Source organism: Shinella agrisoli, assembly GCF_046557955.1.
In the GTDB taxonomy this organism is placed as follows: Bacteria; Pseudomonadota; Alphaproteobacteria; order Rhizobiales; family Rhizobiaceae; genus Shinella.
The window spans coordinates 49,051-74,119 of the sequence record NZ_JBJIEP010000020.1; the positions used below are offsets into that span (position 1 = coordinate 49,051).

Annotated in this window: 28 protein-coding genes; 8 read left to right on the plus strand and 20 right to left on the minus strand. The window is 66.0% G+C overall.

Features of this window, described 5'->3' with window-relative positions:
• The first annotated feature begins 97 nt into the window (after positions 1-97).
• Entirely contained in the window at positions 98-1,219 is a 1,122-nt protein-coding gene (locus ACIIOY_RS20015; RefSeq protein WP_411036439.1) for a DUF475 domain-containing protein, read from the plus strand.
• Between the two features lie 113 nt (positions 1,220-1,332).
• On the opposite strand, the gene ACIIOY_RS20020 is transcribed toward ACIIOY_RS20015, so the two are convergent.
• The 5 genes from ACIIOY_RS20020 to ACIIOY_RS20040 all read right to left on the minus strand — a co-directional run bounded on the left by ACIIOY_RS20020 (position 1,333) and on the right by ACIIOY_RS20040 (position 5,903).
• Positions 1,333-1,497 carry a hypothetical protein gene (locus tag ACIIOY_RS20020; RefSeq protein WP_411036440.1) on the minus strand — a complete coding sequence of 55 codons (165 nt, stop codon included), beginning with the start codon at positions 1,495-1,497 and terminating at the stop codon, positions 1,333-1,335.
• A gap of 151 nt (positions 1,498-1,648) precedes the next feature.
• A complete protein-coding gene (locus ACIIOY_RS20025) occupies positions 1,649-3,166 on the minus strand; it encodes a tripartite tricarboxylate transporter permease (RefSeq protein ID WP_411036441.1) in 1,518 nt (505 codons plus the stop codon).
• 10 nt (positions 3,167-3,176) lie between these two features.
• The gene (locus tag ACIIOY_RS20030; RefSeq protein WP_411036442.1) at positions 3,177-3,665 is read right to left on the minus strand and encodes a tripartite tricarboxylate transporter TctB family protein; all 489 of its coding nucleotides are present in this window, start codon (positions 3,663-3,665) and stop codon (positions 3,177-3,179) included.
• Positions 3,662-4,606 (minus strand): Bug family tripartite tricarboxylate transporter substrate binding protein, encoded by a 945-nt coding sequence (locus tag ACIIOY_RS20035; protein WP_411036443.1) that lies wholly within the window; start codon positions 4,604-4,606, stop codon positions 3,662-3,664. Before ACIIOY_RS20035 ends, ACIIOY_RS20030 begins: the two co-directional genes overlap by 4 nt.
• Positions 4,607-4,835: 229 nt before the next feature.
• Positions 4,836-5,903 (minus strand): ABC transporter substrate-binding protein, encoded by a 1,068-nt coding sequence (locus ACIIOY_RS20040; RefSeq protein WP_411036444.1) that lies wholly within the window; start codon positions 5,901-5,903, stop codon positions 4,836-4,838.
• Positions 5,904-5,982: 79 nt separating this feature from the next.
• On the opposite strand from ACIIOY_RS20040, the gene ACIIOY_RS20045 reads away from it, so the two are divergent.
• Positions 5,983-6,657, plus strand: a complete 675-nt coding sequence (locus ACIIOY_RS20045) for a response regulator (protein WP_411036445.1) — start codon at positions 5,983-5,985, stop codon at positions 6,655-6,657.
• Positions 6,654-8,054 carry a sensor histidine kinase gene (locus ACIIOY_RS20050; protein ID WP_411036446.1) on the plus strand — a complete coding sequence of 467 codons (1,401 nt, stop codon included), beginning with the start codon at positions 6,654-6,656 and terminating at the stop codon, positions 8,052-8,054. Before ACIIOY_RS20045 ends, ACIIOY_RS20050 begins: the two co-directional genes overlap by 4 nt.
• 35 nt (positions 8,055-8,089) lie before the next feature.
• Here ACIIOY_RS20050 and ACIIOY_RS20055 read toward each other — a convergent pair whose 3' ends face one another.
• Entirely contained in the window at positions 8,090-8,731 is a 642-nt protein-coding gene (locus ACIIOY_RS20055) for a LysE family translocator (RefSeq protein WP_411036447.1), read from the minus strand.
• A gap of 176 nt (positions 8,732-8,907) precedes the next feature.
• Between ACIIOY_RS20055 and ACIIOY_RS20060 the strand changes: the two genes are divergently transcribed.
• The gene (locus ACIIOY_RS20060; RefSeq protein WP_411036448.1) at positions 8,908-9,393 is read left to right on the plus strand and encodes a MarR family winged helix-turn-helix transcriptional regulator; all 486 of its coding nucleotides are present in this window, start codon (positions 8,908-8,910) and stop codon (positions 9,391-9,393) included.
• Positions 9,390-10,607: a multidrug effflux MFS transporter gene (locus tag ACIIOY_RS20065; protein WP_411036449.1), complete on the plus strand. Its 1,218-nt coding sequence runs from the start codon at positions 9,390-9,392 to the stop codon at positions 10,605-10,607. The genes ACIIOY_RS20060 and ACIIOY_RS20065 overlap by 4 nt, the downstream gene beginning before the upstream one ends.
• A gap of 54 nt (positions 10,608-10,661) precedes the next feature.
• Here the strand turns inward: ACIIOY_RS20065 and ACIIOY_RS20070 are convergent, their stop codons facing one another.
• Complete coding sequence (locus ACIIOY_RS20070; RefSeq protein ID WP_411036450.1) at positions 10,662-11,885, minus strand: argininosuccinate synthase; 1,224 nt, start codon at positions 11,883-11,885, stop codon at positions 10,662-10,664.
• A 181-nt stretch (positions 11,886-12,066) separates the two neighbouring features.
• Here ACIIOY_RS20070 and ACIIOY_RS20075 point away from each other — a divergent pair, with 181 nt between their 5' ends.
• Positions 12,067-12,918, plus strand: a complete 852-nt coding sequence (locus tag ACIIOY_RS20075; RefSeq protein ID WP_411036451.1) for an SDR family NAD(P)-dependent oxidoreductase — start codon at positions 12,067-12,069, stop codon at positions 12,916-12,918.
• A gap of 171 nt (positions 12,919-13,089) precedes the next feature.
• Positions 13,090-13,731 carry a LysE family translocator gene (locus tag ACIIOY_RS20080; protein ID WP_411036452.1) on the plus strand — a complete coding sequence of 214 codons (642 nt, stop codon included), beginning with the start codon at positions 13,090-13,092 and terminating at the stop codon, positions 13,729-13,731.
• On the opposite strand, the gene ACIIOY_RS20085 is transcribed toward ACIIOY_RS20080, so the two are convergent.
• The 9 genes from ACIIOY_RS20085 to ACIIOY_RS20125 all read right to left on the minus strand — a co-directional run bounded on the left by ACIIOY_RS20085 (position 13,732) and on the right by ACIIOY_RS20125 (position 21,770).
• Positions 13,732-14,526, minus strand: a complete 795-nt coding sequence (locus ACIIOY_RS20085; protein ID WP_411036453.1) for an ABC transporter ATP-binding protein — start codon at positions 14,524-14,526, stop codon at positions 13,732-13,734.
• Positions 14,526-15,404, minus strand: a complete 879-nt coding sequence (locus ACIIOY_RS20090; RefSeq protein ID WP_411036454.1) for an ABC transporter permease — start codon at positions 15,402-15,404, stop codon at positions 14,526-14,528. The genes ACIIOY_RS20085 and ACIIOY_RS20090 overlap by 1 nt, the downstream gene beginning before the upstream one ends.
• 127 nt (positions 15,405-15,531) lie before the next feature.
• Positions 15,532-16,485 carry an ABC transporter substrate-binding protein gene (locus tag ACIIOY_RS20095; protein WP_411036455.1) on the minus strand — a complete coding sequence of 318 codons (954 nt, stop codon included), beginning with the start codon at positions 16,483-16,485 and terminating at the stop codon, positions 15,532-15,534.
• A gap of 118 nt (positions 16,486-16,603) precedes the next feature.
• On the minus strand, positions 16,604-17,833 hold the full coding sequence (gene rlmN / locus ACIIOY_RS20100; protein WP_411036497.1) for a dual-specificity RNA methyltransferase RlmN: 1,230 nt from the start codon (positions 17,831-17,833) through the stop codon (positions 16,604-16,606).
• A 242-nt stretch (positions 17,834-18,075) separates the two neighbouring features.
• Positions 18,076-18,579, minus strand: coding sequence for an invasion associated locus B family protein (locus tag ACIIOY_RS20105; protein WP_411036456.1), 504 nt, complete (start codon positions 18,577-18,579; stop codon positions 18,076-18,078).
• 308 nt (positions 18,580-18,887) lie between these two features.
• Complete coding sequence (locus ACIIOY_RS20110; protein WP_411036457.1) at positions 18,888-19,289, minus strand: YkvA family protein; 402 nt, start codon at positions 19,287-19,289, stop codon at positions 18,888-18,890.
• 71 nt (positions 19,290-19,360) lie between these two features.
• On the minus strand, positions 19,361-19,669 hold the full coding sequence (locus ACIIOY_RS20115) for a 4a-hydroxytetrahydrobiopterin dehydratase (RefSeq protein WP_411036458.1): 309 nt from the start codon (positions 19,667-19,669) through the stop codon (positions 19,361-19,363).
• Between the two features lie 106 nt (positions 19,670-19,775).
• Complete coding sequence (locus ACIIOY_RS20120; protein WP_411036459.1) at positions 19,776-20,501, minus strand: beta-ketoacyl-ACP reductase; 726 nt, start codon at positions 20,499-20,501, stop codon at positions 19,776-19,778.
• An 87-nt stretch (positions 20,502-20,588) separates the two neighbouring features.
• Complete coding sequence (locus ACIIOY_RS20125) at positions 20,589-21,770, minus strand: acetyl-CoA C-acetyltransferase (protein WP_411036460.1); 1,182 nt, start codon at positions 21,768-21,770, stop codon at positions 20,589-20,591.
• A gap of 291 nt (positions 21,771-22,061) precedes the next feature.
• Here ACIIOY_RS20125 and phaR point away from each other — a divergent pair, with 291 nt between their 5' ends.
• Complete coding sequence (phaR, locus tag ACIIOY_RS20130; protein ID WP_411036461.1) at positions 22,062-22,640, plus strand: polyhydroxyalkanoate synthesis repressor PhaR; 579 nt, start codon at positions 22,062-22,064, stop codon at positions 22,638-22,640.
• Positions 22,641-22,661: 21 nt separating this feature from the next.
• Here the strand turns inward: phaR and ACIIOY_RS20135 are convergent, their stop codons facing one another.
• The 4 genes from ACIIOY_RS20135 to mtgA form a co-directional block, all read right to left on the minus strand.
• Positions 22,662-23,069 (minus strand): hypothetical protein, encoded by a 408-nt coding sequence (locus ACIIOY_RS20135; RefSeq protein ID WP_411036462.1) that lies wholly within the window; start codon positions 23,067-23,069, stop codon positions 22,662-22,664.
• Positions 23,070-23,235: 166 nt separating this feature from the next.
• Positions 23,236-23,421 carry a 50S ribosomal protein L32 gene (rpmF, locus tag ACIIOY_RS20140; protein WP_257314862.1) on the minus strand — a complete coding sequence of 62 codons (186 nt, stop codon included), beginning with the start codon at positions 23,419-23,421 and terminating at the stop codon, positions 23,236-23,238.
• Positions 23,422-23,567: 146 nt separating this feature from the next.
• The gene (locus tag ACIIOY_RS20145) at positions 23,568-24,215 is read right to left on the minus strand and encodes a glutathione S-transferase family protein (RefSeq protein ID WP_411036463.1); all 648 of its coding nucleotides are present in this window, start codon (positions 24,213-24,215) and stop codon (positions 23,568-23,570) included.
• Positions 24,216-24,287: 72 nt separating this feature from the next.
• Entirely contained in the window at positions 24,288-25,034 is a 747-nt protein-coding gene (gene mtgA / locus ACIIOY_RS20150) for a monofunctional biosynthetic peptidoglycan transglycosylase (RefSeq protein ID WP_411036464.1), read from the minus strand.
• Positions 25,035-25,069 lie beyond the last annotated feature (35 nt).

Consider the following 25,069-nt stretch of genomic DNA (forward strand, 5'->3'; position numbering starts at 1 on the left):
ACATGAAAATCCTGACCATGCCTGACCCGCATGCCCGCCACGGTATGCGCACTGTCATTTCCCGCAACACAGCGGCCTCTTTCATGGAGGCGCTGTCATGATCGGCAACGGCGAAGGGAAATCCACCCTCTCCTACCTCAGGTGGGCATTCATCTTCACCGCCGTCGGCCTCGCGCTCGGCGCCTGGCTCGGCTGGCAGACGACCGGAACGCTTTCCGGCATGGCGACCGTCTTCTTTATCTGCGCCGTTCTCGCGGTGCTGGAGATCTCGCTGTCCTTCGACAACGCCATCGTCAACGCCAACAAGCTCAAGGACATGACGCCGGTCTGGCAGCACCGGTTCCTGACCTGGGGCATCATCATCGCCGTCTTCGGCATGCGCATCGTCTTCCCGCTCCTGATCGTCGTCATCGCGGCGCGGATCGGGCCGATCGAGGCGATCATCCTCGCGGCGCGCGAGCCGCAGGAATACGCCCGCATCATGCACGAGGCGCACCTGCCGATCGCCGCCTTCGGCGGCACCTTCCTGATGATGGTCGGCCTCACCTACTTCTTCAACCACGAGAAGGACGTGCACTGGATCGGCTTCATCGAGAAGCACATGGCCCGCTCGGCGACCGTCAAGGGCATCGAGATCGCCTTCGTGCTGGTCCTTATCCTCGTCTTCTCGAACCTGCTCGAGGGCGAGGAAGCCAACACCTTCGTCTTCTCCGCCATCTACGGCCTCCTGACCTTCCTTGCAGTGGAAGTCGTCGGCGGCCTGCTGGACGCCTCGCAGAAGGCGATGTCGGAAGCGGCCAAGGGCGGCCTCGGCGCGTTCATCTATCTCGAAGTGCTCGACGCCAGCTTCTCCTTCGACGGCGTCATCGGCGCCTTCGCGCTGACACAGAACCTCTTCATCATCGCGATCGGCCTCGGCATCGGCGCCATGTACGTGCGCTCGATGACGATCATGCTCGTCGACAAGGGGACGCTCGCCGAATACCGCTACCTGGAGCACGGCGCGTTCTATGCGATCCTGATCCTCTCGGTCGTCATGTACTGCCAGACGCTGGTGCACATTCCGGAGGTCATCACCGGCCTCGGCGGCGCGACGCTGATCGGCATCTCCCTCTGGTCGTCGATCCGCTACAACAAGCGCGAACGCGAATTGGAGCATCATCACGGCGGCTCGCACGGAACCGACCGCGTCGCGGCCCAGCTCGGCGAGAACGCCTGAGGCCCCGGCCGGCCGTTCCGACGGCCGGCTTTCCCGGGCCGAGCCGAAATACAGAAGGCCCGCTGGTCTTGCGACCAGCGGGCCTTTTCATCAGGGGAATTCGCTGCCCCGCGTCAGACGCGCGGGAAATCGGCGGGGTTGATGCCGAGGGTCTTCAGGTCGCGATCCTTCGGGCGGCGGTGCCCTTCGACAGCCGCGGCGGCTGCGTTGGCAGCGCTCAGTACGGCGAAGGCCCGGCCGAAGAAGCCCTGGGCGAAGGAATTGCGGAGGGTGGTCATTGGATTGCTCGCTTTCTGTTTTAGCTTACGAGCAGAAGATGAGGCCTCGCCCCCCGAAGTACAAGCGACGGAATCTCAGGCCAGCCATGCAAGGCGTGCAGGCCGGAAAAGGATTTCCGGCCTGCATTTCTTTCAACCGTCAAGAACGGCCTCAGTCCTCGTTCGCCGCGAACTGCGAGAGGACTTCGCCGCGGCCGCGCGCCCTGAGGATGAGCGGCACGATCACGGCGAGCGCAGCCAGCACGAAGAGCACGGCGGCGATCGGCGACATGAAGAGTGCCGTCACGTCGCCCTGGCTGATCGCCAGGGCCCGGCGCAGCTGCTGCTCGGCCATCGGCCCGAGGATGAGGCCGACGACGACCGGCGCGATCGGATAGCCGAAAACGCGCATCGCAAAGCCGAGCAGGCCGAAGACGAGCAGCATGCCGAGCTCGAAGACCGACGGATTGGCGCCGATCGTGCCGAGCGTGGCGAACAGGAGGATGCCGGCGTAGAGCCAGGGCTTGGGGATCGTCAGCAGCTTCACCCAGAGGCCGATCAGCGGCAGGTTCAGCACCAGCAGCATGAAGTTGGCGATGAGCAGGCTCGCGATGAGGCCCCAGACGAGCTGCGGATTGGTCGCGAACAGGAGAGGCCCCGGCTGCAGGCCGTATTGCTGGAAGCCGGCGAGCATGATCGCCGCCGTCGCCGTCGTCGGCAGGCCGAGCGAGAGCAGCGGCACGAGCGTGCCGGCGGCCGAGGCGTTGTTCGCCGCTTCCGGCCCCGCCACGCCCTCGATCGCGCCCTTGCCGAACTCGTCGCCATGCTTGGAGAACTGCTTTTCGGTCGAGTAGGAAAGGAAGCTCGCAATATCCGCGCCGCCCGCCGGCATGGCACCGATCGGGAAGCCGATGAAGGTGCCGCGCAGCCACGGCTTCCACGAACGCGCCCAATCCTGGGCGCTCATCCAGACCGAGCCTTTCACCGCCTCCACCTTGTCGGGGATGCGGTCGCCCTGACAGGCGACGTAGAGCGTCTCGCCGATGGCGAACATGGCAACGGCGAGCGTCGTCACCTCGATGCCGTCGAGCAGGTCCGGAATGCCGAAGGACAGCCGCGCCTGCCCGGTCTGCTGGTCGATGCCGATGACGGCAAGGCCGAGGCCGACGAAGAGGGCGGTGAGGCCGCGCAGCGTCGAGTCGCCGAAGGCCGCGGACACGGTCACGAAGGCGAGCACCATCAGCGCGAAATATTCGCGCGGGCCGAAGGAGAGCGCGAACTTGACGACGAAGGGCGCGATGAAGGCAAGGCCGAGCGTGGCGATGAGGCCGGCGACGAAGGAGCCGATCGCCGCCGTGGCGAGCGCCGGCCCGCCGCGGCCGGCCCGCGCCATCTTGTTGCCTTCGAGGGCGGTGACGACCGAAGCGCTTTCGCCCGGCGTGTTGAGCAGGATCGAGGTCGTCGACCCGCCATACATGCCGCCGTAGTAGATGCCGGCGAACATGATGAGCGACCCGGCGGGGTCGAGCTTGTAGGTGACCGGCAGCAGGAGCGCCACGGTGAGCGCCGGGCCGATGCCGGGCAGCACGCCGACGGCCGTGCCGAGCGTCACGCCGATCAGCGCGTAGAGGAGGTTCATGGGCTGGGCGGCGACGGCAAGGCCCTGCAGCAGGAATTCGAATGTACCCATCGTCAGGTCCTCAGAAGAACAGGCGCTCGAGCGGCCCGGCGGGCAGCGAAAGCTGCAGCAAGCGGCCGAAGATGATGTAGACGGCGAAGCTGAGCGCGATGCCGACCGGCAGCGAGATCCAGAGCTTGCGCTTGCCGAAGCCGAAGGCGGTCAGCGCGAAGAGTGCGCCCGTCGCGATGGAGAAGCCCGCCGTTTTCAGGAGCAGCATCTGCGCGGCAAGGCCCGCCACGATGAAGATCACCGGCTTCGCCTCGATGGGTTCTCGTTCCGGAAAATCGCCGCGCCAGGCCTCGAAGCCGGTCCAGATGGCAAGCAACGCCAGGCCGACGGCCACCAGATGCGGCACGGTGGCCGGACCGATGCGGGAATAGTTGCTCATTTCCGCAAGGCGGCCGGCATCCCACCAGATCACGGCCGCGAGCACGAAGAGGACCGGTGCGATGATGAACGCCGCCCTGTCGGGGCGGCGCTTTTGCCTGGAGGACGGGACCTCGCTCATTTGACGAGCCCGATATCCTTGAGGATGCTTTCCGTCGCGGCGACATCCTTGTCGAGCTGCTCCTTGAAGGCATCGCCTGCGAGATAGGTGTTCTGCCAGCCCTTGGTCTTGAGGATCTCCTTCCAGGAGTCGGAGTTGACCGCCTTTTCGATGTCGGCGTTGATCGCGGCCACCTGCTCGGCCGAAAGGCCGGGAGCGGCAGCGACCATGCGCCAGTTTTCGACGACCACGTCGAGGCCGCCCTCCTTGATGGTCGGGGCGTCGATGCCGTCTATGCGCTCGGCGCTGGAGATCGCGATCAGGCGCAGCGTGCCGGCCTTCACCTGGGCCTCGAACTCGCCGTAACCGGAAATCCCGGCGGTCACCTGGTTGCCGAGGATCGCGGCGAGCGCCTCGCCGCCGCCGGCATAGGCGACGTAGTTGATCTTGGTCGGGTCGACGCCGGCAGCCTTGGCGATCAGGCCCGCCGTGATGTGGTCCGTGCCGCCGGCCGAGCCGCCGGCCCAGGAGACCGCGCCCGGATCAGCCTTCAGCGCCGTCACGAGGTCCTGCATGTTCTGGATCGGCGAGGCGGCCGGCACGACGATCGCCTCGTATTCGCCCGTCAGGCGCGCGATCGGCGTCACGTCCTTGAGCGTCACCGGCGACTGGTTGGTCAGGATCGCGCCGACCATGACGTAACCGCCGATGATGAGCGCATTCGGATTGCCGGAATTCTGGCTGGCGAACTGGGCAAGGCCGATCGTGCCGCCGGCACCCGGAACGTTCACCACCTGAACGCTGCCGGAAATGCCCTCATCCTGAAGAACCGTCTGGAGCGAGCGGGCCGTCTGGTCCCAGCCGCCGCCGGGGCCGGCCGGCGCGATGATCGAATAGTCTGCGGCAAGGGCCGGAAGCGCCATGGCGCCGGCAATGAGGGATGCCAGGAAGAAATGTTTCAAGAGTCTGTCCTCCGTCAGGCGCGGCTTGTCCGCGCATCGTTGCTCGTGGCGGGAGGATGGAGCGGCCTTCGGCGGCACGAACGGCTGTTCGCCGGCGCAGATGGGGCAGACGTCTCCTCCCGGTCTTCCGTCCGCCTCCACGGACGATAAGAGCCCTAAGCCAGCACAAGAAGCTGACATCTACCTGACATGGTAACGCACGGACCGGCGTTGTCGAGCGGCAAGACGCCTATTGCGTGCGCAGGACCTCGTTCCAGCGGGCGATCAGCCGGGCGCGCTTGACCTGGTCGAGATAGACCATCAGCCCGGGGCTCACCGGCACGGGCTTCAGCTGCGCGCCGAGCAGCGCGCTCATCGTGCGCGCCGTGTTCGAGCCGGAGACCTCGGGGCTGACGGCCGCGATCTGCAGTTCGCGCGACAGGATCTCCTGGCCTTCCTTCGACATGAAGAAGGCGAGGTAGCGCCGGCCGAGCTCCGGCGAGGCCGCGGCCTGCGGCACGAGGCCGATGCGCGACATGACGACGGTATAGTCCTTCGGCAACACGATGCCGACGTCGGGATGGCGCGAGGCCCAGTCCGCCGCATAGGAGCCGAGGATGTTGTAACCCAGAACGAAGCGCCCGTCGGCGACGCGCTCCAGGATGGCCGAGCTCGTCGAATAGAGCTTGACGCCCGCCGCGCCCATCGCCTGGATCACCGTCCAGATGTCGCCGAACTGCTCCTGGTCGCGCGCCATGAACAGGAAGCCGACGCCGGAACGCTCGATGTCGTAGGTGCCGATGCGGCCGAACACCCTTTCGCCCTGCCGCTTGAGATAGGCCACGAACTCGGCGCGCGAGGCCGGCGGCCTCTCGCCCTTGAAGCTCGGCTTGTGGTAGACGAAGACGGCCGGCTCGAAGGTCAGCGCATAGGCCGTGTTGCGCCAGTTGGCCCATTGCGGCCAGCGCTCGCTCATCGGCAGGTCGCTGCGCTGGGCATAGCCGTCGTTGCTGAGCTTCACCTGCAGGTCCATCGCCGAGGAGAAGGCGAAGTCGGCGGTCTCCTGCCCGGCATCCGTCTCGCGTACGATGCGGTCGTGCACCTCGCCCGTCAGCATCTCGTCGTAACGCACCGCAACGTCCGGATTGGCCTCCTGGAAACCCTCGATCATCGGCCGGGCGAGCGGTTCGTCGAGCGAGGAATAGACGACCAGCACCGGCGCGTCCGCATTGCCGTCGCGGGCCGGAAAGAAGGTCGGCTCGGCAAGGGCGGAAGGCGGCGCTGCAAGCAGCGCGAGAAGAGTGAGGACAAGGCGCATGCCGCGACCTTGCCAAAGCGCGGAGCCGTTCACAAGTGCGCCGCCCGCCGCTAAGCTTCGTCAAGGAGGACGGAACGACGTGCGCATCCTACTGGTCGAGGACAACGAAGCCCTGGCGGACGGCCTGTCCGCCATCCTCAAGGGCACGGGCCATGCGGTGGACGTGGTGCGTGACGGCACCTCCGCCGATGCCGCGATCGCGTCGGAAAACTTCGACCTCGTCATCCTCGACCTGACCCTGCCCGAGATGGACGGTCTCGACGTGCTGCGCGCCATGCGCGCCCGCAGCAGCAAGGCCGCGGTCCTGATCCTGACGGCCCGGGGCGCGCCGGAGGAGCGGGTGCGCGGCCTCGATCTCGGCGCCGACGACTACATGATAAAACCCTTCGACATTTCCGAGTTCGAGGCGCGCGTGCGCATGCTGCTGCGCCGGCAGGCGGGCCTGCGTTCTTCGGCCATCACCTTCGGCGGCGTCGCGCTCGACCTCAATTCGCGCACCTTCTCCGCCGAGGGCGCGCCGCTCGACATCCCGGCCCGCGAGCTCGGCCTATTGGAAATCCTCTTCATGCGCGCGGGCAAAGTGGTCGCCAAGGAGGCGATCATGCAGTCGCTCGCCGCCTTCGACGACGATCTTTCCGCCAACGCCATCGAGCAATATGTGAGCCGGCTCAGGAAGCGGCTGGCGCCGCACGGCCTTACCGTGCGCACCGCCCGCGGCATCGGCTACTATCTCGACAAGGCGAGCGCCGCTTGACCCTCTTTCCGACCTCCTCGCTCCGCCGGCGCCTCCTCCTCTGGCTGCTCGTCTCGACGGCGGTGATCGGCGTCGTCGCCCTCCTCGACACCTACAACGAGGCGGTGAAGACGGCGAACAACGTTTCCGACCGCGTGCTCGCCGGCTCCGCGCTCGCCATCGCCGAGCGCGTCGTGGTGACGGAAAACGGCGCCCTCGAGGTCGATATCCCCTATGTCGCCCTCGAAATGCTGACATCCGCCGCGCAGGACCGGGTCTTCTACCGCGTCGACGGGCCGCCCGGCGCGTTCATCACCGGCTACCAGACCCTGCCGACCATTGCCGACATGGCCGGCCGGCCGATCGGCTTTGCGGACGCGGTCTTCCGCGGCGAGCCGATCCGCATCGCCGTGCTGCAGCGCTCCGCCTCCACCGGCATCAATTCGGTGCCCTTCGCCGTGACGGTGGCCGAGACCACCATCGCCCGCCGCCAGCTGACGCAGACGATCCTGCTGCGCTCGGCGCTCCGTCTTGCGATGATGATCGCCGGCGCCGCCATCATCGTCTGGATCGCCGTCACGGTCTCGCTCCGCCCGCTCTATCGCCTGAGCGACGCCATCGCAGAGCGCAGCCCGAACGATCTCCACCCCATAGAGCAGCGCGTGCCGAGCGAGGTGCAGGGCCTCGTCGACACGGTCAATTCCTTCATGGTGCGCCTGCAATCGGCGCTCGATGCGCTGCGCCATTTTTCCGGCAATGCCAGCCATCAGCTGCGCACGCCGCTTGCCATCATCCGCACGCAGCTCGCGCTCGCCGGCCGGGCCGGCACGCTGGAGGAGGCGCAGGAGGCCGCCCGCAAGGGCGACGCCGCCGTCGCCCATGCCGAGCGCATCCTCGCCCAGCTGCTGCTCATGGCGAAGATCGACGCCGCCGGCTCCAGCGAGCCGCAGAAACCCGCCCCGATCGACATCGCGGCGCTCGCCCAGCAGTTCACCGCGGACCGCGTTCCCGCCGCCGCGGACGCCGGCATCGATCTCGGCTACGAGGGCGAGGGTCCGGCGCTCGCCCGTGCCGAACCGCTGCTCTTCGGCGAACTGTTGCGCAACCTCGTGGAAAATGCCCTTGCCTATGCCGGCCGGGGCGCGGAGGTGACGGTCAGCGCGCGCGATGCGGTGGACGCCGTGCTGCTCACCGTCGAGGACAACGGCCCCGGCATTCCGCCCGACCGGCGCGACCTCGTGCGACAGCGCTTTTCGCGCGGCGAGCATCGCGACGCGCCCGGCATGGGCCTCGGCCTGCCCATCGTCGAGGAGATCGCCGCCCTGTTCGACGCGACGATGACGCTGGAGAGCGGGGCGGGCGGGCGGGGTCTGCGCGTGACGATCCGCTTTCCTGCGGTCGAAGCCTCGGCTACGTGATCACCGGAAACGCAGGGAAGTGCCGCCGGTCTGGGCTAGGGCCGGCGCCAGCCGAGGAGCCCGGGCGCGGCGTGCCAGACGGCCTGCGCGGCAAAGCCCATGAAGAGGAGGCCCGACAGGCGCACGATCTTGAGCTCATGCCGGCGGTAGAAGCGGCGCACCATGCCTGCGCCGATGATGGCGATCAGGATGACATCCGCAAGGAGGAAGCCGAAGAAGGAGACGCCGAGAAGCGTCGGCAGCGCCTCGAAGTCCAGCGCATTCGAGGAGCTCGCCAGGAGCGCGGTGAAGGTCGCGAGCGCCACCGGATAGCCCTTGGGGTTGGTGAGGCCGAAGATCAGCCCGCGGCGCAGCGGCCGCTCGACCGTCATCACCGCCCCGCCGTCCGCGCGCGGTTTCGCCCTCAGCGCCGACCAGCCGATCCAGGCGAGATAGAAACCGCAGAGAAGGCCGAGCACGTCGAAGACCATGGTGCCGATGGTCCTCGCGCCGACGATCGCGACGAGCGCCAGCGCCGACCAGAGCAGGTCGCCGGCAAGATGCCCGCCCATGAACAGCGCGCCGGCCTTGCGCCCCTGCCCGGCGCCGATGCCGAGCAGGGCGAGGAACGCCGGGCCGGGGATGAGCACATAGAGAAGGGCGGCCATGAAAGCGCCGAACAGCATGGAGGCAGTCATCGGAAATCCCCGCGGAACTCTGGGCATTCCAGCGCCTGCGCCGGCACGCGTCAAGGTGGCGCCGGGGAGAATTTTGTCAATTCGCAAGGCAGTCATGCATTACGGCGGTAGCTTGGCGGTTGTCCATTCCGGCCGCACATAGTAAGCTAAGCTTATAATAAGCCCAGAAAGAGATCATGTCCCTTCGTCCCGATCCCGATGCCCTCGGTTTCGTCCTTATCGACGTTGCCCGCATGCTGCGCAGCGCCTTCGAGCGCCGCATCGCCACCGCCGGCCTCGGCCTCACGCCGGGCGAGGCCCGCACCCTCGTGCGCGTCGCCACGCTGGAAGGCAGCCGCCAGCTCGAGATCGCCCAGCGCATGGGCATCGAGCCGATGACGCTCTCCACCTATCTGGACCGCCTGCAGAGCCTCGGCTTCATCGAGCGCCGGCCGGACCCGGCCGACCGCCGCGCCAAGCTGATCTTCACCACACCGGCCGCCGAAGACCTCATCACGAACATTCGCATCGAGCAGATCCAGCTGATGCGAGAGGTGACGAGCGGCATTGGCGAGGCGGACCTGGAGCTGATGCGCGACCGGCTGAAGCGGCTGCGCGCCAACCTTTGCGCCATCGAGGAGGACGGTTCCGCGCTGGCGCTCGTCAAGGAGGCGGGGCAATGACCCGGCCGCGGATGAGCGAGCGCCGCACGAGCATCATCAGCGCCTTCCTCGTCGCGCTCGGCCCGATCTCCATGGCGCTCTACACGCCGGCCATGCCCGAGCTGGTGCATGCCTTCTCCTCCACGGAATCGGCGATCAAGCTGACGCTCTCGCTCTACTTTGCCGGCTTCGCGCTGTCCCAGCTCGTTTCCGGCACCATGTCGGACGTGCTCGGGCGGCGCAAGACGACGCTCGTCTTCATGATCATATACCTCGCCGGCAGCCTGATGGCGGCCTTCGCGCCCACAGCCGGCGTGCTGCTGGCAGGCCGCCTCGTGCAGGGCATCGGCGCCTCCGTCGGCATGACGGTCTCGCGCGCCATCGTGCGCGACCAGTTCACCGGCACCGAGGCCGCCCGCATCATGAACATGGTGGGCATGATGCTCGCCATCGGCCCGGCCGTCTCGCCGACGCTCGGCGGCTTCGCGCTCGGCCTTTTCGGCTGGCAGTCAATCTTCTTCCTGATGGTCGGCTTCGCGCTCACCGCCTGCGGCGCGGTCTATTTCTATATGGCCGAGACGACCACGCCCGACCCGGCCAAGGGCCATATCCGTCCGATCCTGCGCGGCTATCGCGAGCTGGCGGCGAGCAGCCGCTTCATCTCCGCCACGCTGGTCATGGCGGGCGCGGTCGGCGCACTCTACGGACAGGCGACCATGCTGCCCTTCGTGCTGATCGACAGGGTCGGCATGACGCCCACGCAGTTCGGCGTCGGCATGCTCATGCAGTCGGGCTTCTTCTTCGCCGGCACGGTCGCCATGCGGCTGCTGATGCGGACCTTCGCGCCAGCCCGTCTCGTCCTTCCCGGCCTCGGCTTCATCGGCGTCGCCAGCATCCTGATCGCACTGACCTCGCACCTGATGCAGCCGACCTTCCTCAGCGTCATGGGCCCGGTCGGCATCTATGCCTTCGGCATCGCCTTCGTCATGCCCTACATGATGACCGCCGCCATGGAGCCCTTCCCGCATATCGCCGGCTCGGCATCGGCCGCCATGGGCTTCATCCAGATGGGCGCGGGCTTCCTCGCCGGCCTCATCGCCGCTGCCATCGGCCTGCCTCTCTTCGCCTTCGGCACGATCATCCCCGCCATGGGCCTGATCGCCATCCTCTCCCACGCCTGGTATCGCGCGGTCTGCAGCCGCGACGCGCAGCTCGCGACGGAACCGGCGGAATGAAAAGGCCCGCCGCCGTCTCCGGCAGCAGGCCCTTTCATTTCAGATACGAACCGATCAGCCGCGCCGGTTGCGGGCGGCGAGCGTGCGCAGGCGCAGCGCGTTCAGCTTGATGAAGCCGGCGGCATCCTTCTGGTCGTAGGCACCCTGGTCGTCCTCGAAGGTGACGAGCTTGTCGGAATAGAGCGACTTCGCAGACTCGCGGCCGACGACCATGACATTGCCCTTGTAGAGCTTCAGCGTCACCTCGCCCTCGACATGCTCCTGGCTCCTGTCGATGAGGGCCTGCAGCATCTCGCGCTCCGGCGAGAACCAGAAGCCGTAGTAGATGAGCTCCGCATAGCGCGGCATCAGCTCGTCCTTCAGGTGCGCGGCGCCGCGGTCGAGCGTGATCGATTCGATGGCGCGGTGCGCGGCGAGCAGGATCGTGCCGCCGGGCGTCTCGTAGACGCCGCGCGACTTCATGCCGACGAAGCGGTTCTCCACGAGGTCGAGCCGGCCGATGCCGTTGTCGCGGCCGTAATTGTTGAGGGTGGCGAGCAGCGTCGCCGGCGTCATGCGCACGCCGTTGATCGAGACCGCGTCGCCGCGCTCGAAGCCCACCGTGATGACCGTCGCCTTGTCGGGCGCCGCTTCCGGCGAGATGGTGCGCATATGCACGTATTCCGGCGCTTCCACGGCCGGATCCTCCAGCACCTTGCCCTCGGAGGAGGAGTGCAGGAGGTTCGCGTCGACCGAGAACGGCGCTTCGCCCTTCTTGTCCTTGGCGACCGGAATCTGGTGCTGCTCGGCGAATTCGAGGAGCTGCGTGCGGCTCTTGAACGACCAGTCGCGCCACGGCGCGATGATCTTGATGTCCGGGTTCAGCGCATAGGCCGAAAGCTCGAAACGGACCTGGTCGTTGCCCTTGCCGGTCGCGCCGTGCGCGATGGCGTCGGCGCCGGTCTTGGCGGCGATCTCGATGAGGTGCTTGGAGATCAGCGGGCGGGCGATCGAGGTGCCGAGCAGGTAGACGCCCTCATAGACCGCATTCGCCCGGAACATCGGGAAGACGAAGTCGCGCACGAATTCCTCGCGCACGTCCTCGATGAAGATTTCCTTGATGCCCAGCATCTCGGCCTTCTTGCGCGCCGGCTCCAGCTCCTCGCCCTGGCCGAGGTCGGCCGTGAAGGTCACGACTTCCGCTCCGAGCTCGGTCTGGAGCCATTTCAGGATGATCGAGGTGTCGAGGCCGCCCGAATAGGCGAGCACGACTTTCTTCACGTCTTTATGTGATGCCATGATGATGAGGTCCGTTGCATGGAGGACCGCGGCAAACCCGCAAGGCCCGGTGTCGCGGCACTTTTAGCGAGATTGGCGCGTGACGCAAGGGCGAGACCGGAGGCTTGCCGGCGCAGACCGGATTTGACAGCGCCGAGCGGCAACCCATATTCGCTCAGTGGACCATTGAAGAGGTGATTCCATGACGAGCATCCGAGACATCATCAAGGAATCCAATGTCGCCGTCATCACCGGAGGCGCCTCGGGCATCGGCCTTGCCGCCGCCCGGCGCTTCGCCGAGGCCGGAATGTGCGTCGCCATCGCCGATCTCGATGTCGACAGGCTCGGCGAGGCCCGCGCCGAGCTCGAGGGCATCGCCGGCGAAGCCAATGTCATGGCCGTGGAAACGAACGTTGCGCACAGGCACGAGCTGGAAGCGCTGGAACGGGCGGTCCTCCAGCGTTTCGGGCGGGTGCATGTGCTGATGAACAATGCCGGCATCCAGCCCGACACCTCGATCTTCAGCGCCGAGGCGAACTGGGACCATATCCTTGCGGTCAACCTGATGGGCGTCATCCACGGCACGCAGACCTTCGGGCCCAACATGCTGGCCCACGGCGAGCCCGGCCTCATCATCAACACCGGCTCCAAGCAGGGCATCACCACGCCGCCCGGCAACCCGGCCTACAACGTCTCCAAGGCCGGCGTGAAGGTCTTCACCGAGGCGCTCCAGCACGAGCTGCGCAACACCGAGGGCGCGAAGGTCTCCGCCCACCTGCTGATCCCCGGCTTCGTCTTCACCGCGCTCACCAGGGGCGACCGCACGGAAAAGCCCGATGCCGCCTGGACGCCCGCCCAGACCGTCGAGTTCATGATGGAAAGCCTGGAGCGCGGCGACTTCTACATCCTCTGCCCGGACAACGAGGCTCCCCGCGCGCTCGACGAGCGCCGCATGGCCTGGGCGATCGGCGACATCATCGAGAACCGCCCGCCGCTCTCGCGCTGGCACAAGGATTATGCGGAAAAGTTCAGGGCCTTCGTCGAGCAGCCCTGACACGACCGCAGCGGGTATCGGGCAGGTCCCCGGCTCAAGGCCGGGATGCCGGCAGCGGGCGGGAAGCGTCGGCAGACACCGCCATGACAGCACATCATAGACTTTGATTGGTAATCTTGCGAAAGGCGGATTAGACATCTTCCATCTTCTCCGGCTTTTCGAGACATCGCCATGGATTTCCTGCCCACGCTCCCGACGCTTCTCGCCTTCACGGCCGCAAGCCTGCTGCTTGCCGCCACGCCCGGGCCGGACATGACGCTTTCGATCAGCCGGGCGCTCTCGCAGGGCCGCGGTCCGGCGCTTTTCGTGGTGGTCGGCACGAGTCTCGGCATTGTCGTGCACACGCTGCTCGTCGCCTTCGGCATCTCGGCGCTCATCACCGCCTCGCCGACCGCCTTCCTGGTCCTGAAGACGGGCGGCGCCGCCTACCTGCTCTGGCTCGCCGCCCAGGCGATCCGTTACGGCTCGAACTTCTCGGTCAAGACCGCGGCCGGCCCGCGCGGCACGGCGCTCGCGAACATCTCCACGGGCTTCTGGGTCAACCTCCTGAACCCGAAGGTCATCATCTTCTTCATGACCTTCCTGCCGCAGTTCATCTCGGCCGGCGACCCAGACGTCACCGGCAAGCTGATCTTCCTCGGCCTGTTCTTCATCGTCGTCGGCATGCCCGTAAACACGATTGTCATCCTGGCCGCAGACAAGCTCGCGGCCTGGCTGCAGCAGAACCCCAAGGTCCTGCGCGGCATCGACTACACTTTTGCCGGCGTGTTCTCCGTCTTCGCGATGAAGATCTTCTTCACGCAGGCGAAGTGACTACCCGATCAGGAGCGCGTCGTCGTCCAGCGTCTGGCCGCGCATCTTGCGGAACATGGCGATCAGGTCCTCGACCTCGAGGTTCTTGCGGTTGTCGCCGGCCACGTCCAGCACGATCTCGCCGCCGTGCAGCATCACGGTGCGGTGGCCGTAGTCGAGCGCCTGGCGCATCGAATGCGTCACCATCAGCGTCGTCAGCTTGCGCTCCGAGACGATCTTCTGCGTGAGGTTCATGATGAACTCCGCCATGCCCGGGTCGAGCGCCGCCGTATGCTCGTCGAGCAGCAGCACGTCGGAGCCGGCAAGCGTCGCCATGACGAGCGAGACCGCCTGACGCTGGCCGCCGGACAGGAGGTCCATGCGGTCGCGCATGCGGTTCTCGAGGCCGAGGTTCAGTTCGGCGATGCGCTCGCGGAAATGCGCGCGGCGCTGCGGGCCGAGGGCAGCCGCAAGGCCGCGCCGTTCGCCGCGGCGGGCCGCGAGCGCAAGGTTCTCCTCGATGGAGAGCGCCCCGCAGCTTCCCGTCAGCGGATCCTGGAAGACGCGGGCGACCCGGCCGGCACGCGCCGCCGTGCCCTGGCGGGTCACGTCCGTCGTGCCGATCCGCACCTGCCCCTCGGTGGCGATCACGTCGCCCGCCAGGACGCCGAGCAGCGTCGACTTGCCGGCGCCGTTCGAGCCGATGACGGTGACGAACTGGCCTTGCTCGATGGTGAGGCTGACGCCGGCGAGCGCCTGCTTCTGAAGCGGCGTGCCCTTGCCGAAGAAGACCTTGATATCGGAAACGGAGATCATCAGACGGCTCCCCCGCGGCGAAGGCGCGGCAGAACGAGCGCCACGGTGACGAGCAGCGCCGTCACGAAGTTGAGGTCGGAGGCCTGGAGGCCGAGCACGTCGGAAGAGAGCGCGAGCTGGATGGCGATGCGGTAGAGAATGGAGCCGAGCACGCAGCCGATCAGCGCGATCAGGATGCCGCGCGCGCCGAACAGCGTCTCGCCGATGATGACGGCCGCAAGGCCGACGACGATGGTGCCGACCCCGGAGGTCACGTCGGCAAAGCCGTTCGTCTGGGCGAAGAGCGCGCCGCCGAGCGCGACGAGCGCGTTGGAGAGCGCGATGCCGAGGTAGATCTGCCGGTTGGTGTCGACGCCCTGCGCGCGGGCCATGCGGGCATTCGCGCCCGTCGCGCGCATCGAAAGACCGGCATCGCTTTCCAGGAACCGCCAGACGAGAACGACGGCGACGGCCACCAGGATGCCGACGAAGAGCGGACGGACGTAGAAGTCGCGCAGGCCATGGCCGAAGAAGGGGCTGATCATCGTCTCGGCATTGATCAGCGCGACGTTCGGCTTGCCCATGACGCGCAGGTTGACCGAGAAGAGCGCGATCATCGTCAGGATCGAGGCGAGCAGGTTGAGGATGCGGAAGCGCACGTTCAGCATCGCCGTGACGAGGCCGGCGATGGCGCCCGCCACCATGGCGACGGCCGCGGCCAGCCAGGGGTTCACGCCCGCGATGATCAGCACGGCCGCGACGGCGGCGCCGAGCGGAAAGGACCCGTCCACGGTCAGGTCCGGAAAGTCCAGCACGCGGAAGGCAAGGTAGACGCCGATCGCGACGAAGGCATAGACCAGCCCCAGTTCGACGGCACCCCAGAAGGCAATCAGGCTCACGGCTCTTACGCTTTCTCTTTTCACCCGTTCCGCGGCGTCCGCGGGAAAGGTCTTTCTAACAGATCAACCGCTGCCGGGCGATCCGGCAGCGGTTGATTGCGGTTTCAGCTGTTCGGCGGTCGGCCGCTTATTCGATCACGCGGGTCGCGCGGCCGACGACGGCCTCCGGCAGGGTGACGCCCATCTTGGCGGCAGCGCCCTTGTTGACGACGAGGTCGGTGCCGGCGGCAACCTTCACGGCGATGTCGCCCGGGTTCTCGCCCTTGAGAATGCGCACGACGACCTCACCCGTCTGCCTGCCGACATCCTTGTAGTTGAAGCCGAGCGCTGCGATGGCCCCGCGTGCGACGGAATCCGTGTCGGCGGTGAAAAGCGGCAGCTTGGATTCTTCCGCGACGGCGACCGCGCCTTCCAGCGCCGAGATGATCGTGTTGTCGGTCGGGATGTAGATCGCGTCGGCGCGTCCGACGAGCGCGCGCGCGGCCCCCTGCACCTCGGCCGACTTGGTGGCGGCCGATTCGACGACCGTGAACCCCGCCTTCTCCGCCTCTTCCTTCAGCACGGCGAGCAGCGAGACGGAGTTCGCCTCACCCGAATTGTAGAGGTAGCCGATGGTCTTGGCTTCGGGGAGGATTTCCTTGATCAGGGCCAGGTGCTCGGCAACCGGCGACATGTCGGAAAGGCCGGTGACGTTGCCGCCGGGCTTGTCCATGTCCTTGACGAGCTGCGCGCCGAGCGGGTCGGAAACCGCCGTGAAGACCACCGGAATGTCCTTCGTCGCGGAAACGACGGCCTGCGCCGAGGGCGTGGAGATCGGCACGATGACGCTCGGGCCGTCGCCGGCGAACTGGCGGGCGATCTGCGCGGCCGTCGCGGGGTTGCCCTGCGCCGACTCGTAGAGGAACTTGAGGTTCTCGCCTTCCTTGTAGCCGGCCGCTTCCAGCGCTTCCTTGACCCCGTCGCGGGCGGCATCGAGCGCCGGATGTTCGACGATGGCGGTCACGGCAACCGTGACGTCTTGCGCCCTGGCGGGCAGCGAAATCGCGAGCGTTGCCGCGACGGCAAGCAGAATATGGCGCATGGATGGTCTCCCTAGAATGATTTTAGGCTGTTTCTAGGCAAAACGGCCCTTCAAATCAATTCTCGCAACCCGCTGCTCCAATCACATTTTCTGATGGGAGCGTGCGACAAAACGGCCGTCAGTCGTCCTCGCCGTGGCCGACGATCATCATCGCCTCGAAGGCCATGCGGTCGACCTTGCGCATGCGCTCGGATTCCGACTTGAGCTGGCCGCAGGCGGCGAGGATGTCGCGGCCGCGCGGCGTGCGGATCGGCGAGGCATAGCCGGCCTGGTTGATGAAGTCGGCGAAGCGCTCGATCTGCTCCCAGTCCGAACACTGGTAGTTCGTGCCCGGCCAGGGGTTGAAGGGGATGAGGTTGATCTTCGCGGGAATGCCCTTGAGCAGCTGGACGAGCAGCTTGGCGTCCTCCAGCGTGTCGTTGACGTCCTTCAGCATCACATATTCGAAGGTGATGCGGCGGGCGTTCGACAGGCTCGGATAGGCGCGGCAGGCGTCGAGCAGCTCCTTGAGGGGATACTTCCTGTTGATCGGCACCAGCATGTCGCGCAGGTCGTCGCGCACGGCATGCAGCGAGATGGCGAGCATGACGCCGATTTCGGAGCCCGTACGGTAGATTTCCGGCACGATGCCGGAGGTCGACAGCGTGACGCGACGCTTGGACAGCGACAGGCCGTCGCCGTCCGTCGCGATCAGGAGCGCCTGCTTGACGTTCTCGAAATTGTAGAGCGGCTCGCCCATGCCCATCATGACGATGTTGGAGACCTTGCGGCCCTCCGAGGGCACGATGGCGCCGGCCGGCGTGTCGCGGTCCGGGAAATCGCCGAGCCGGTCGCGGGCAAGGAGAAGCTGCGAGAGGATTTCCTCGGCCGTCAGGTTGCGCACCAGCTTCTGCGTGCCGGTGTGGCAGAAGGAACAGGTGAGCGTGCAGCCGACCTGGCTGGAAATGCACAGAGTGCCGCGCCCTTCCTCGGGAATGTAGACCGTCTCGATCTCGACCGGTCGGCCGGCCCCGCGCGGCGGGAAGCGCAGCAGCCACTTGCGCGTGCCGTCGCTGGAGACCTGCTCCTCGACGATCTCCGGCCGGGCGATGGTGAAATGCCTCTTCAGCATTTCGCGCATGTCCTTGGAGACGTTCGTCATGTCGTCGAAATCGGAGACGCCGCGCACGTAGAGCCAGTGCCACAGCTGGCTGACGCGCATCTTCACCTGCCGTTCCGGCACGCCCTTCTCGACGAGCGCGCGGCCCATGTCCTCGCGCGAAAGGCCGATCAGCGACGGCTTCTCGGCGGCCGGAATGTTGCGGACGACCGGCGCCTTGACGGGCGCGGCCGTGTTCAGGAAGTCCATGCTTGCCATCGGGCCATTCCTCAAGACCATGGGGCGCCGGCGCAGGCTTCTGCGCCGCAGGCGGTCCATGCTCGACTGAAGTTCATGCGGGGGCCAGGAGCGCCGATCGATGCGGCTTACGGCCCAGTCGCCGGCCCTTTAGCATTGTTCCGGCGCAAAGTCACCTGTCCCGGTCCGCACCCTCGAAACGGAAAGGCCGGCATCTCTGCCGGCCTCTTACCAGAATTACGGAACATGCCGGGTCAGCGGCAGCTTTCGATCTGCTTCAGCGCCGCCGAGATGCCCGACAGCGAATAGGAATAGGATGTGCCCGTGCCGCGGCGCGACTTCGCCTGGACCTGCATGTCCCTGCCGCCCTTCATGGCCGCCACGAGCGCCGGCTCTTCCGCGGCGTTTTCCACCCAAGCCGAATTGCCCTTGGTGAACATCACGAAGGTGCGGCCGTCGATGGTGACGTTGACCTTGGAGTTTTCCTGCAGCGGATAGCCCATCATCGCCTGCGGCTCGTAGCTGATGTTCTGGCCCGGACGCTGCGACACGAGGAAGAAGACATCGCCGTGGTCGACGCCGGCCGGGTTCTTCTCCTTCGGCACCGAGAGCACGTAGCAGACCTTGCCGCTGTTCGCCTGGTAGGAATAGGCGCCCCAGGCATTGAACTGCTGAATGCGCGTCGGCGTCTGTGCCGAGACCACGCCTGCGGTCGTCAGAACGAGGGCGAGTGCGGTTGCGAGCTTTCTTGCGAACATGTTTTCCTGCCGGTTGTCTTGCCATTGGTTTCCGGCCGAAGGCAAAGCCTTCGAAGCCGGTGTCGGCCACGCGTGATGACGATTTGATTTATTTTGACTTAATTCAGGTTACCAAACCGTCAACACACGATCATTTTACGAAGGTCTTCCGCGCCGCACCGGGACAAATCTGCGTCGAAATCCCGCCGCTGCCCATCATTAGGAAAAGCGGGCGTCCCCAGTCCCCATTTGGTGAGAATAGAACCCGTCGACGCCTTAAAGGCACAAGGAATAGGGCAAGAATTTGACCCGCATTCCCGCAGGTCCGGTCAGCGGAAGGCCTGGCCGGCCGGCTGCATGTCCGGCTCGTCTGCCATGGCCTTGTCGGCGGCCACATAGTGGTCTGGACGGATATGGCCGCGGATCGCGGCGAAGGCCGCCGTCAGCACGGCGATGTCGTCGGAAAAGCCGACGAGCGCGAAGAAATCCGGCACGCCGTCGAGCGGCAGCACGAAATAGGCAAGCGCTGCGAGCAGGATGCCGCGCACCTTCGTCGGCGTGCGGGGATCGAGCGCGCAATAGTAGGATGCGACGAGATCGCGGGAGAACGGCACCTGCCGCATGGCGCGCTTCAGAACCGGCCAGAACCGCTTCTTCACGCGCTGGCCCTGACGCTCCTGCTCGGCTTCGTCTCCCGGCAGAAGAATCTCGCCGATCTTCACATCGTCCATGCATGGCCTCCTTCAGGTGGCGATGCCGGCATAGCCCGGCGGGGAACATATGGGAATGCGTTCACGCGCCTTCAACTCTTCGTGCGAAGGGCGGCCGCCGCCTCCAACGCCCCCGCCAGCTTGAAGTCGAGTTCGGTGAGACCGCCGGCGTCGTGATTGGTGAGCCGCACGTCGACGCGGTTGTAGACGTTGGACCATTCGGGATGGTGGTTGAACTTCTCCGCCGCGAGCGCCCCTTCCGTCATGAAGCCGAAGGCCTCGCGGAAAGACTTGAACTTGTAGCGCTTCTCGATGGCGATGCCGTCGTCCGAGCGGGACCAGCCGTCGAGCGCCGCCAGTGCTTCGGATATGGCTTCCTCGCCCAATCGTTCCTGTTTCATGATTTCCTCTTTTCGAAGGGTGGCGCGCACCGTGCGTTCCCGAACGATAGCACACATGAAAACGGCGCCCGAAGGCGCCGTGTTCCGTTTCCTGAAAAATGATGCCTCAGACGAAGAACTGGCCGCCGTTCGCCGAGATCGTCGATCCGGTGATGAAGCCGGCGTCGTCCGAGGCGAGGAAGACGACGATGCGGGCGATCTCCTCCGGCTCGCCGAGCCGGCCGACGGGGATCTGCGGGATGATCCGTTCGTTCAGCACCTTTTCCGGGATGGCGCGCACCATTTCCGTGCCGATGTAGCCGGGGCAGATCGCGTTGACCGTGATGCCCTTGGCCGCCCCCTCCTGGGCAAGCGCCTTGGTGAAGCCGAGGTCGCCGGCCTTGGCGGCGGAATAGTTCGCCTGGCCCATCTGGCCCTTCTGGCCGTTGATGGACGAGATGTTGATGACGCGGCCGAAGCTGCGGTCGCGCATGCCCGACCAGACCGGATGGGTCATGTTGAAGAGGCCGGTCAGGTTCGTGTTGATGACCGCGCCCCACTGGTCGGGCGTCATCTTGTGGAACATCGCGTCGCGGGTGATGCCCGCGTTGTTGACGAGGATGTCCACCGGGCCGAGGTCCGCCTCGACCTTGCCTATTCCCTCGACACAGGACTCGTAGCTCGAAACGTCCCACTTGTAGACCGGAATCCCGGTTTCCGCCTTGAAGGCGTTGGCGGCCTCGTCGTTGCCGGCATAGTTCGCAGCCACCTTGTATCCGGCCGCCTTCAGCGCCACCGAAATGGCTGCGCCTATGCCCCGCGATCCTCCCGTCACCAATGCTACCCTGCTCATGCGGCTCACTCCCCTAAGGCTTGTTTTTGAGTCGACCCGTCGCCCTGCCGGCGGCAGGTCATGGCAAAGCAGCTTGCAAGCGGATGCTTACATGCGCTCAACGCACATCGCCACGCCCATGCCGCCGCCGATGCACAGCGTGGCGAGGCCCTTCGAAGCGCCGCGGCGCTTCATCTCGAAGAGGAGCGTGTTGAGGATGCGGGCGCCGGATGCGCCGATCGGGTGGCCGATGGCGATGGCTCCGCCATTGACGTTGACGATGGACGGATCCCAGCCGAGATCCTTGTTGACGGCGCAGGCCTGCGCGGCGAAGGCCTCGTTCGCCTCGACGAGGTCGAGGTCGCCGATCTTCCAGCCGGCCTTTTCCAGCGCCTTGCGCGAGGCCGGGATCGGGCCGGTGCCCATGATCTTCGGATCGACGCCGGCCGTCGCCCAGGAAACGATGCGGGCGAGCGGCTGGATGCCGCGGCGCGAGGCCTCCGCCTCGCTCATCAGCAATGCGGCAGCCGCACCGTCGTTGATGCCGGAGGCGTTGGCCGCGGTGACCGTGCCTTCCTTGTCGAAGGCCGGCCGGAGCTTGGCCATCGAATCGAGCGTCGCGCCGTGGCGGATGTATTCGTCCGCATCGACGGTGACGTCGCCCTTGCGGGTCTTGACGACGAAGGGGACGATCTCGTCCTTGAAGCGGCCCTCCTTCTGCGCCGCCTCGGCCTTGTTCTGCGAGGAAACGGCAAAGGCGTCCTGCTCGTCGCGGGAAAGCTGCCACTGCCGGGCGACGTTCTCGGCGGTGATGCCCATGTGGTAGCCGTAGAAGGCGTCGGTCAGGCCGTCCTTTATCATCGTGTCGATCAACTTGAAGTCGCCCATCTTCACGCCGCCGCGCAGATGCCCGCAGTGCGGTGCCATGGACATGGACTCCATGCCGCCGGCGACGATGATGCCGGCATCGCCCGTGGCGATCTGCTGCATGCCGAGCGCGACGGCGCGCAGGCCCGACCCGCAGAGCTGGTTCATGCCCCAGGCGGTCGCCTCCTGCGGCACGCCGGCCTTCATGGCGGCCTGGCGGGCGGGGTTCTGGCCCTCCCCGGCCGGCAGCACCTGGCCGAGGATCACCTCGTTCACCTCGTCCGCCGCAACGCCCGCGCGCTCCAGAACCGCCGAGATGACCGTCGCCCCGAGCTCATGGGCGGGCGTATTGGCGAAGGCGCCGTTGAAGGAGCCGACCGCGGTGCGGGCAGCGCTGGCGATGACGATGGAGGGGGTGCTCATTGGTGTGTTCCTCGCTTCTGCGACCTTGCGGCCGGCCTTGGAACCGGGCTTGGCGCGCGAACGGCGCGAGCCCGGCGGTTCTCCCGAAATCAAAACTGGCAAAGCGGAGGGGGAGAGTCAAACAGGATATCCGGCGCCGCTAAAATTTCACGGAAGGGGCGTGCAGCATGAAAATCCATGTTGCGCAGCATTCCTCGCCGCATCGCACAATTCGATTGTCAGCGCGCATCTTTTTGCCGATACTCGCCAGGACCAAAAAAGAAACAGGAACACGGGGATGAGGAGACCCTAATGGCCAGGAACGACGGTCAGATCGTCATCAAGAAATACGCGAACCGACGGCTCTACAACACGGGTACGAGCACCTATGTGACGCTCGACGATCTCGCGGTCATGGTGAAGAAGGGCGAGGACTTCACCGTGCAGGATGCCAAATCCGGCGAGGACATCACGCATTCGGTGCTGACGCAGATCATCTTCGAGCAGGAATCCAAGACCGGCAACACGCTGCTGCCGATCTCGTTCCTGCGACAGCTGATTTCCTATTACGGCGACCAGATGCAGATGGTCGTGCCGAGCTACCTCGAGCACTCCATGCAGGCTTTCGCCGAGCAGCAGGCGCAGATGCGCGAGCAGATCAACAAGACCTTCGGCGATACGCCCCTCGGCAAGAACCTGCAGGTGCCGATGCAGCTGGTCGAGGAGACGGTGCGGCGCAACACCGAAATGTTCCAGCAGGCGATGAAGATGTTCTCGCCCTTCACCAATCCGCCGCAGCCGAAGGAGACCCGCAAGGCGGACGCCAAGGATCTCGACGAGTTGAAGGAGCAGCTGCGCGCGCTCCAGACCAAGCTCGACAACCTGAGCTGAGAAGGCCGGGGCGGCGCCCCGTCAGAGCCCGATCGACAGGTCCCGGCTCGCCGTGCGGATCGAGACGGCAAAGCCCGCGATGACGTCGATGAAGCAGATCGTCATCAGGATGAAGAAGATCTGCGTCGCCGCCCCCTGCACCAGCAGGAACTCGACGAGGAACACCACGAACAGCACCATCGACAGCATGTGGTCGAGCAGCGCCCGCGAGCCGGGCCGCGTCGCCTTCAGGATCTCCACGAACAGCAGCACGAGCGCGATCAGGATGAGCAGGTCCCCGAAGGCCATCGTCCAGGTGGTGCCGGACAGCATGTTGATCGCCATCACCTCGCTGTCGAGCACGGCGACGCCGCCCCCGCCGAAGAGTCCGGCCATGGCGAGGTTGTAGAGGGCGAAGGGAATGATCAGCAGCGGTATGGCCAGAAGCATGGGCGGCGGTCTCCTGTGGCTGTGCCGGCATGGCCGGCCCTTCCGGCCTCTTATCCGAAGAATCGGCACAAGAAAATGTCGCGGGGGCGGCGGCCGGCAGGAACGGCCGCAAAGAAAAGGGCCGGTCGAGCCGGCCCCTGATCTCAGCTGATGCCGAAAACGCGGATTACGCGTTTTCCTTCGGCGTCAGGACCTGGCGGCCGCGGTACATGCCGGTCTTCAGGTCGATGTGGTGCGGGCGGCGCAGCTCGCCCGAGTTCTTGTCTTCGATGTAGGACGGAGCCTTCAGAGCGTCTGCGGAACGGCGCATACCGCGCTTCGACGGGCTCGTTTTTCTTTTCGGTACAGCCATTTCACTAACTCCACTTATGGGCAAACACATCATACGCCACCGGATGGGCGACAAGGACATGTCTTTGTCTCGGAAATTGGGCGGGCTTATACACAGCAAAACCCTGCTTGACCAGTCCCCGGACGGATTTTTTCGATTCTGCGGGCTCAGGCCTCGTCTTCGGGAACGATCCAGGGCTCCGCGATCGCCGCCGCCTGCCATTTGCGCCAGGCCGGATGCGCCTTCATGCGCGCCATATAGGCCAATACGGCCTCGTCCTGCGTCAGGCAATAGGCCTCCAGCCGGTTGACGACCGGCGCGTACATCGCATCCGCCGCGCAGAACGCGCCGAACAGGAACGGCCCGCCGGAGCGGGAAAGCGACTCCCTCCAGATCGTCTCGATCCGCGCGACGTCGTCCGTCACGCCGTCCGGAAGCTCGATCGCGCCCGGCTTGCGGCGGATGTTCATCGGGCAGGCGCCCCTGAGCGCCCGGAAGCCGGAGAGCATCTCCATCGAGATCGCCCGCGCCTCGGCGCGCGCGGCACGGTCCTGCGGCCAGATGCCGGCATCGGGAAAGAGCTCGGCGACATATTCGATGATGGCGAGCGATTCCCAGACCCGCACGTCGCCATGGTGCAGCACCGGCACCTTGCCCGTCGGCGAAATCTTCCGGAACTGCGGATTGCCGGCGGGAAAATCGAAAGGGATCACCTCGTCCTTAAAGGGCACGCCCGCCGTCTCCATGGCGATCCACGGCCGGAAGGACCAGGAGGAATAGTTCTTGTTGCCGACGTAAAGGATGAGATCCGGCATGTTTTCAATGCTCCTTGCGAGCATCGGACACTATGCACTCAAGCGGGCAAACGCCAATGAAAAGGCCTGAAGTCAGTCATAAAGACACTTGATATATTCACCGGATCCGCTGGCCCGCCGCTCAATGAGACGGGCGAGGCGCTGCAGGCCGCGCCCCGGCTTTCCGGCATTGCGCTCGTACGGATTGGGCAGGGAAACGGCCAGAAGAGCGGCCTGCCGGCGCGAGAGCTTGGAGGCGGACACGTTGAAATGATGCCGGGCGGCCGCCTCGGCGCCGTAGATGCCCGGCCCCCATTCGGCGACGTTGAGGTAGATTTCCATGAGGCGCCGCTTGCTCCAGACAAAGTCCGCCGTGACCGCCAGCGGCAGCTCCATCGCCTTGCGCACGAAGGACCGGCCATTCCAGAGGAAGAGGTTTTTTGCCGTCTGCATCGGGATCGTGCTCGCCCCGCGCGTCTGCTCGCCGGCGAGCGCCTCGTTGACCACGGCCCGCATCTCTCCCCAGTCGACGCCGGCGTGGCGGCAGAACTGCCCGTCCTCGGACATCATCACCGCCTGCACCAGATTGGGCGAGATATCGTCGAACTCGACCCATTGCCGATCATAGCCGCGCAGGAGCACGAGGTCGCGCAGCATCAGCGTCGACACCGGGCGGACGAACTCGACCGTATAGAGGAGGATCAGCACGTAGGGCAGCGCGACGAAGGCCAGCACGGCGAGGATGATGCGTCGCCACTTCCGGCGGAGCCGGCTCATCCAGCCGTCCTTCTCACCGGATTGCACCTCCATGTCTGCCCGTGTTTCCGGTACGATGTCCAAGAGCCGGCGTCCGTCCTTGCGTCATTGCGCCTTCA